Genomic DNA, 8,762 nt, shown 5'->3' on the forward strand with positions numbered 1-8,762 from the left:
ACAGAACTTGGGTATGCGACCAAGTTTGACGACGAGGCAGTGGCCTAGTTCACATGGTGCTCCTTTGCTGCGCTGTCGATCTTGGGCACTCTTGTCACACTTCCCCGTCTTTTCCACCTCGCTACCTTCACATATGCAGCACATAAGTGATGTGCAGTCAGCAAGAGACCGAGGGATGATGACGGTTCATATACCCGCGCGATCAGGGCGCGGTCGGCCATGGTCCAACAGGAGTCTGCGTTTCATCGCGGGCACGCTCACGCTTGCCTTGTCGGTCACGCTGATCGACGGTGCGAGTCGGGCGGACGCCGCGGCGTCCAAGGCACCTGCGGCGCCGAAGAAGTCGGCGGCCACGCAAGCAGTGGACATTCCATCTGCGCGGGTTGCCGCGCGGCTGTCCGGTAAGCGTGTGGAGGCGCTCTCGGAGCGGACCGAGACGTCCACGACGTGGGCCAACAAGGACGGTTCGCTCACCACCGAGCTCGCCGCTGGCCCGGTTCGGTTCGAAGACGGAACGACTGACGGGTGGCGGGACGTCAATCTCGAACTCGTACAGGGCTCTGACGGCTCGGTCGAGCCTATTGCCCACCCCCGCGGACTGAAGCTCGCGGGCAAGACCGGCACTCCGGCCAAGTCACTCAAGGTGGCGCAGGCATCCACCGCTACCGACCTGGTGACGCTCGGTGAGGGCGAGCAGCAGATCACGCTGCAGTGGAAGGGCGGCCTGCCCGCGCCGAAGCTGGAGGGCACACGGGCTGAGTACGTCAACGCCGTGCCCGGCGCTGACGTGGTGGTCGAGGCGACCCGTACCGGCTTTGAGTAGTTCGTCGAGATCAAGGAGAAGCCTGACACCGACGGCTACACGTACACACTGCCTCTGAAGGCCAAGGGTCTGAAAGCCAGGCAGCAGGCAGACGGCAGCGTGCTGTTCACGGACAAGAGGAACAAGAAGCAGGCGCTGATGCCTGCGCCGGTGATGTGGGACTCCACCGTCGACGAGCGCTCCGGTGAGCACACCCGCCGGGTGCCGGTCGCGATGAAGGTGGTGGCCAAAGGCTCCAGCGTCGACCTGGTGATTACCCCGGATGCGGAGTTCCTCGCCGACCCGGCCACGAAGTATCCGGTGACGGTGGATCCCTCCACGTCGTCCCTGTCCAACGTCTTCGACACCTACGTGCAGCAGGGCGAGACAGTCGACTGGTCGAGCGACGTCGAGCTCGACCTGGGCAATCCGGGAACGAAGAACGCCGACGGCACGTACCGCACCGCGCGTTCCTTTATCTCGTGGAACACCGCCCCGATCGCCGACGCACTGGTGATGGACGCGAAGTTGTCGCTGTGGAACTTCCACTCCGGCAACTACACCGGTTCATCGTGTCCCTTGCAGCCGTGGGAAGTGTGGTCCACCGGCGCCGCTTCGACGTCGTCGCGCTGGGCCGCGCCCAACCAGCCGGCGTGGACCGCGAAGAAGGCCACCTCCTCGGAGACACTCGGTAATGCCTCGTGCACCGCGCAGCCGGACGGCTGGATCAACGCCGATGTGACCTCGATGGTGCAGGAATGGGCGTCGGCCAAGGCGGCCAAGTCTCACATGGGTCTGCGCGCCTCTGACGAGAACGTCGCGGGGCAGTGGAAGCGGATCAACTCCGCCAATGCCGCCTCCAACCCGCCGAAGCTTGTGGTGACCTACAACTACCGGCCGCGCACGGGCACGAAGCAGGAGGCGGGTCCGCCGTTCTTCTCCTACGGCGGTGCGTACGTGGTCAATACGGCCACGCCCACGCTGCGGGACACGTTCGTCGACCCCAATGGTGACAAGGTCAACGGCACCTTCCAGATCTTCGACAGTGCCACCAATACACAGGTCGGCGACGTTCTCGTGTCGAAGTTCGTACCCAGCGGGCAGGTCGCCTCGGTGACTGTTCCGACCGGAGTGCTGACCAACGGCAAGACGTACAAGTTCCGCACCTCGCCCTACGACGGAACGCATTACAACGTCGGCTGGTCGGAGTACAAGACGTTCACCGTCGACACATCGGCGCCGTCCGCTCCCGGCTCGATCACCTCGACGGACTATCCGTCCAATGCATGGGTCAAAGGCGCCGGCCAGACCGGCGTGTTCAACGTGACCCCGCCGGCCACGGACCACAACTGGCTCGAGTGGTCGCTGGACGGGGTGACCTGGACCAAGGTCGCCACCGGTGGCACCTCGACCGCGAAGGCGATCTCCGTCGTCCCGCCGAAGGACGGCACCCACACCCTGCAGGTGCGGTCGGTCGACAAGGCGGACAACAAGTCCGAGGCCATCGAGTACACCTTCCACGCCGGCCCCGGCGGCTTCGTCCAGCCGGCCGAGGGTGAGCGTACCGCTCGCCGTCTGCCACTGGTCGCCGAGGCCGACGGTGGCAAGTACGACCAGGTGTCGTTCTCCTGGCGGCGTTCGGAGGCCGATGCGTGGGTGAAGATCCCCGCGGGTGACGTCACTTCCGGCGGTACTCCGGTGACGGCCTGGCCTGTGCCCTTGACCAGCGGCAAGAGCGCGCCCTTGGTCTGGAACACCACCGACACTGTCAATCCGGACGGCACCGTCCAGATCAAGGCCGACTTCACCGGCCCGAACTCCGCCGCCGGGTCGACCCAGCCGCTCACCGTGGTCGTCGACCGCAACGCGAGCGGCGCCGCGACCGAGGAGGTGGGCCCGGGCTCGGTGAATCTGCTGACCGGTGACTACGCCTTGTCGGAGACCGACACCTCCGCGCTGGGCATGACGATTTCACGCACAGCCTCCTCGCGTGACCCGCAAAAGGGCGCCAGCCAGGAGGGCCAGGCACCGATCTTCGGCAAGGAATGGGTGTCTGGAACCGTCGCCGAGGCAACCGATTCGGACTACTCCCACATCCGCCAGGCGTCTGCCACCGCGGTCGACGTGGTGCTGGTGGAAGGCGATGCCATCCACTTCACCTCCAACTCCGCAAAGAACGGTTGGATCCCTGAGCCCGGTTCCGAGGACCTGACTCTCACCGGCACTGTCGGCACCGCTTTCACTCTCTCCGACACCAGCGGCACGGTCACCGAGTTCACCAAGCCGGATCCGGCCGTCGCAACGTGGCAGGTCTCCAGCACGTTGCTGGACGGTCTGGCCAACACCACGACCACGGTGATCTCCGAGACCGTGACCGTGGACGGCAAGAAGGTCGCCCGTCCGAAGCGGATCATCGCGCCGACCTCCGCCACGAGCGCCGCAACGTGCACCGCAACGCCGGCCACCAAGGGCTGCCGTGCGCTGGAGTTCATTTACGCGACCTCCACCACCGCCACCGACTCCGCGTTCGGCGACTTCACCGGCCAGGTGAAGGAGATCCGGATGTGGTCCACCGAGCCCGGCGCGGCCGCAGCGACGGCCAAGGCCGTACAGTCCTACGCCTACGACAAGGACGGCCGTCTGCGTCAGACGTGGGACTCACAGATCAGCCCGGCGCTGAAGACCGAGTACACCTACGACAGTGCAGGCCGCGTCACCGGACAGACCGCTGCCGGTGAGCTGCCCTGGACATTCACCTACGGCAAGGCCGGCAGTGCCGCCACCGCCGGTGACGGCATGCTGCTCAAGGCTTCCCGCCCGGGCCTCAAGCAGGGCACCACGGACGTTTTGGAAGGCACCGCCGCCACCACGATCGTCTACGACGTTCCACTGACCGGCACGAAGGCTCCCTACGTGATGGGAGCCGCGAATGTGAAGGGCTGGGGCCAGACGAATGCCCCGACCGACGCAGCCGCGGTCTTCCCCGCCGACGCGGTGCCTGCCGCGAACTCCGGTGACGCACTGACCGCCTCGTCCTACACCCGTGCCAGCGTCACCTACATGGGTGTCTCCGGGCGCCCGGTCAACGCTGTCACGCCCGGCGGGCACACCACCACCACCGAGTACGACCGCTTCGGTAACACGGTGCGCGAACTCTCGGCCGCAAACCGGGCCATCGCACTCGGCACGAGCACGGGCGACCGGGCGGCCCAGGCCGACCTCGGTATCGCGCAGCTGCCCTCGGCCGAGCGCGCAAACCTGCTGTCCACCACCTCGCTCTACAATGAGGCCGGCACCCGCGAGATGGAGGAACTCGGGCCGCTGCACCGCATCGACCTGACGACCGACCTGAAGTCCGGCAGCACCACGCTGGTCTCGGCCGGAACGCCAGTGACCGCCCGCTCCTGGACCGTCAACGAGTACGACACGGGCCGTCCCACCGACGGAACAGCGACGGTCAAGGACCAGGTCACCAAAACTGTCACCGGTGCCCAAGTGCGTGAGCACCCCAGTGTCCAGGGCGAGTCCCGTGCGGTGCAGACCGTGTATGACTGGGCCAAGGGCATGCCCACCCAGACGATCAAGGACCCTGGTGGCCTGGCGATCACCGAGACCACCCAGTACGACGCCCAGGGCCGCGTGACCCAGCAGCGGCTTCCCGGCGCCACCGGCACCGACGCGGGCACGCGGGTGACCACATACTGGTCTGCGACCGGCACCGGCGCCTGCAACGGACGTCCGGAATGGGCCGACCAAGTGTGCTCCACCGGCCCGGCCGGCGCCATCACCGGCGGCGGCACCAACCCGGCGAACCTGCCCACCTCCACCACCACGTACGACTGGTGGGGCAATGCGGACACGGTCACCGACACGGCCAACGGCACCACCCGCACCACCACAACCACCTACGACAACGCCGGCCGTGCCACGAAGGTGGCCATCACCGGCGGTCTGGGCCAGGCTGTGCCCGAGTCGACCACCAGCTACGACCCGGCCACCGGCCTGGCCGTGAAGGCAACGTCGCCGACCGGCGGAACGATCACCAAGGCATTCGACAAGCTCGGCCGCCAGATCTCCTACACCGACGCCGACGGCGGCGTCACCACAACCGAGTACGACCTGCTCGACCGCCCGGTCAAGGTCAGCGACAACGTGCCCTCCACGGTCACGCTCACCTACGACCACGCCGCTGAGCCGCGAGGCCTGGTCACCAAGACCACCGACTCCATCGCAGGCGCCTTCTCCGCCGCTTACGATGCCGACGGCTCCGTCAGCAGCGAAAAGCTGCCGGGCGGATACACGCTCAAGCAGACCGAGGACACCACCGGATCGGCTGCCGACCGCACCTACACCCGCGACAGCGACGGTGCGATCGTCTACTCCGACACTGTGACCGAGTCGATCCACAGTCAGGTAACCAACCACGCGGGCTGGTCCGACCAGACCTACCGCTACGACAACATCGGGCGGCTCACCACCGTCGAGGACACCTCCGAGACGGTGTGCACCCGCCGGGCGTACGCCTTCGACACACGCACCAACCGCAAGTCGCTCACCACGACGACAGCCGCACCCGGCCTCGACTGCGCCACCACCGGAGGCACCACCACCAACCACACCTACGACAGCGCCGACCGGCTCGTCGACTCGGGCTACACCTACGACGCCTTCGGCCGCACCACCGCCCTGCCCGCCAGCACCATCGGCTACTACGCCAACGACCTCGCCTACCAGCAGACATCGGGCGGCAAGCGCCAGACCTGGCAGCTCGACGCCAACCTGCGCTTCCGCTCCTGGAAGGTCGAGACCGGCAGCGGCACCACCTGGACCCAGACACAGTCCAAGCTCAACCACTACGACAGCGACGGCGACAACCCCCGCTGGATCACCGAGGACACCGCCACCGGCGTGCTGACCCGTAACGTCGACTCCGCTTCCGGAGACCTCGCCGCGACGACCAGCAAGACCGGCGACACCGTCCTCCAGCTCACCACCATCCACGGCGACGTCGCCCTCCAGCTCCCGCTGGACACCAGCAAAGCCCCCGTCGCGCTGGACTCGGACGAGTACGGCAACACCCGCCCTGGCCAGGCAGCCACGCGCTACAACTGGCTCGGCGCCAAACAACGCTCCAGTGAAACCCTCACCGGTCTCACTCTCATGGGCGTCCGCCTCTACAATGCGCAGACAGGACGCTTCCTCTCTGTCGATCCTGTCCCGGGCGGAAATGCTAACGCCTACGACTACTGTTACGGCGAACCACTTAAGTGCGTTGACCTTGACGGTCGATTCGCATGGCTCTTTTGGGGCGGTTTCTCCAAGAAATATAACAGTAATCATATTGCGGCGTTCGCCAAGAAGAAGAAGTGGAATCAAGGCAATAGGAAGGAGCACCGGACGGGGGCGAGCAAGTCGAAAAAGGACAAGCATCAGAACGCCAAGGGACATGGCGGATGGAAGAAGCGTTCAAATGGCAAGTGGAAGCCTTTTGGTCGCTGGGGCGGCTTGCGGGGTTGGGGTTGGACAACCAGAAGGATCAATGTGAACCCGTACTTCTACCGCTTCCGTCACTAGAACCGCATGGTAGGAGTCGAAGGAGCTACCGCGAGCTATACTAGCTCCTTCGGCTAAACGTCACGGGCTGCCACCTAGCAACTTAGGCGGCAGCCCTTCAGGTCCGCATTAAACATAGGTGGAAATTGTGGGAATTGGATCTCGCTGGGGAAGGCTTCTTATGTATGGGGGCGCGCGAGAGGCAGGAGGGAGGCTGCTGCATCGAGCGGCAAAAGGGGGCGACCCCGGCGCTGCGGTCACGCTCGCCGAAGCGCTCGAAAATGAAGGAGCACTCCAGGACGCTGTGGAAGTGCTGCGGGAATGCATTAGAAATGGTGGCACAGAGGTAGCGCTTTACTTGGCAGACATCGCAAGTATGATTGACGGGAGCTCCAATGAAGCGGAACACTGGTACCGGATCGCAATAGAAGAGGGAATTGTTGGCGCACGAAATAACTTCGGATGCTATCTTTCCGATATCGACCGCACATTCGAAGCTGAAGAAGTTCTGAGAGAAGCTGCCGAGGAAGGGGATGGGCTCGCTGCAGGCAATTTGGGGAAATTGTATTTCGATCTACGAGATTACGGTTCTGCCTACCTGTGGCTAAAAGTGGCGTACGACTCTGGTAGTACTGCAGTACTTGCCTACCTTGCGCGCGTTCAGATTGAAAAAGGGGAGAAGGGTGAAGCTTCGGCGTACGTAACGAAGGCCATAAAAGATGGAACGGAAGGTGCCGAACTGGCGCACGCTTTGTATCTGTGGAAATTCCCAACCGGAGAGGATGCTATTAGTAACACGGAAGAGGCTTTCAGGAGGTCTCTAGACGGGGCACCAGAAGCTCATTTTCACTTCGCGAATTGGCTAAAGCCTCAAGGTCGATTGGATGAGGCGGTCGCGCAGCATGAATTGGCCATCGCTCTTGGGGAGACATATTCGCATCTAAACCTCGCCATCATTATGGACGACTTGGGAAACCAGGCGGAGGCGGAGCGGCATCTGCGACTGGGGATGGCTGGTCGTGACGGCGCTGCAGCAGCCAGTTTGGCTCGTTTTCTGGCCGATCAAGGAAAACTCGATGAGATTCCGCACGTCATTGACGAGGCTGCACGTCTAGGTCATTCGCAATCTGACATTTCGATACTGCGAGAGATGTACGTAGAACTTCGCGAAAAGGACTACTGAGGTTGAACTCGTGATGTTGCTGGGTTGCTCAGGTGGGTCTGATGGTCAGGCCGGTCTCAGCGAGGCAGCCGTCTAATAGGTCGCTGCGGTACTGGATGTGCCGTAAGCCGCGTCGGATGTGCTGGACGAGGTGTTCGGGGGTGCTGAAGGCGACGTTGGAGAGCCAGCCACGCCGCAGCAGTGACCAGATCCGTTCGACGGGGTTGAGGTCAGGAGCGTTGGGCGGCAGGTAGTAGATGGTCAGCCAAGTCCCAGGAGGCGGCGAACTCCCGCAGGCCAGCGGCTTGTGGACATTCAGGTTGAACCAGACGAGCACCATCGGGCCGCCGAGTTGCTGGTGTGGGGCGATCAGCAGGTTCCGGTAGTCGTGCCAGGAGAAGCTCTTGCGGCCGTCGTCCCGTCGCGGCCGGTAGATCAGCCGCGACCTGTGGCGGGGGCTTGGGTCCTGGCCTGCGGCGGCGTCGTGGAGAAATCCTGCCCCGTCCTCGAAGACGAGCCAGGCTCCACGGGTCGCCGCGAGTCTTCCTCACAGGGCCACACCTCCTTGACCCACTCGGCCACCGCCCCGTCGTCCCGCTCGACCGCCCGTTGGGCCGGAACCTGGCAGGACCAGCCATTGCGCACAAGCAGCTTGCGCACGCCCTGGACCGTGTAGGTCAGGTGGAAGCGCCGACCGATCACCGTCTTCACCCGGCTCAGGGTCTAGCGTTGGTCTTCCAGCCGTGCCCGGCTGGCTCCCTTGGTCAGCTCCGCCTCCAGCGGGGCGAACTGCTTCTCGCTCAGCCTCAGCAGCGACGCCGGCCCCTGTGACCGCAGAGCCCGCGGACCGCCCTCGTCCCACATCTGCCGCCATCGCTGCACCGAGCGGACGCTGACCCGCAGTTCCTTGACGATCTCCGAGCTCGCCTCGCCCTGGGCGAACCTCTCTGCCACCTTGAGCCGCAACTCTATGCGGAACTACTGCCGTTCGGAGGTCAGTCCGCTCCCTGTGGATACCGCATGTCCTGGTGATATCGCACAGGCGACGGTCCGTCAGCCTGTACGACTCCACGAGTTCAACCTCAGTAACACGAGCGGGTCCCCAGCACCTGAAAGTGCATCGTCATCATCTGGCCGGACCGGAAGACGTTAGGGCCTGTTCTGAGTTCGGATCACCGGGTGGTCGGCAGACTGCGTAGCCAGAGGATGGAGCCGCGCAGGTGGAGTCCTGCGGCGTAGCTCTCG

At 64.4% G+C, this 8,762-nt stretch carries 3 protein-coding genes and 2 pseudogenes; 2 read left to right on the top strand and 3 right to left on the bottom strand.

From position 1 onward, the window contains the following. Nucleotides 1-268 precede the first annotated feature (268 nt). Together ACFVX4_RS36705 and ACFVX4_RS36710 are read left to right on the top strand one after the other, a co-directional pair. A pseudogene (locus ACFVX4_RS36705) lies at nucleotides 269-6,376 on the top strand (DNRLRE domain-containing protein). Nucleotides 6,377-6,713: 337 nt separating this feature from the next. Further along, nucleotides 6,714-7,538 (top strand): hypothetical protein, encoded by an 825-nt coding sequence (locus ACFVX4_RS36710; RefSeq protein ID WP_389986279.1) that lies wholly within the window; start codon nucleotides 6,714-6,716, stop codon nucleotides 7,536-7,538. 28 nt (nucleotides 7,539-7,566) lie between these two features. On the opposite strand, the pseudogene ACFVX4_RS36715 reads toward ACFVX4_RS36710, so the two are convergent. From ACFVX4_RS36715 to ACFVX4_RS36725, 3 genes and pseudogenes are all read right to left on the bottom strand, one after another. Beyond that, nucleotides 7,567-7,974 (bottom strand): annotated as a pseudogene (locus tag ACFVX4_RS36715) (transposase); the annotation flags it as partial. Beyond that, a complete protein-coding gene (locus tag ACFVX4_RS36720; protein ID WP_389986282.1) occupies nucleotides 7,953-8,228 on the bottom strand; it encodes a winged helix-turn-helix domain-containing protein in 276 nt (91 codons plus the stop codon). The gene ACFVX4_RS36720 and the pseudogene ACFVX4_RS36715, both read right to left, overlap by 22 nt. Nucleotides 8,229-8,240: 12 nt before the next feature. Beyond that, nucleotides 8,241-8,471 carry a helix-turn-helix domain-containing protein gene (locus tag ACFVX4_RS36725; protein ID WP_389986285.1) on the bottom strand — a complete coding sequence of 77 codons (231 nt, stop codon included), beginning with the start codon at nucleotides 8,469-8,471 and terminating at the stop codon, nucleotides 8,241-8,243. Nucleotides 8,472-8,762: the final 291 nt, after the last annotated feature.

The sequence above is a fragment of the Streptomyces sp. NPDC058240 genome, assembly GCF_042882135.1.
In the GTDB taxonomy this organism is placed as follows: Bacteria; Actinomycetota; Actinomycetes; order Streptomycetales; family Streptomycetaceae; genus Streptomyces.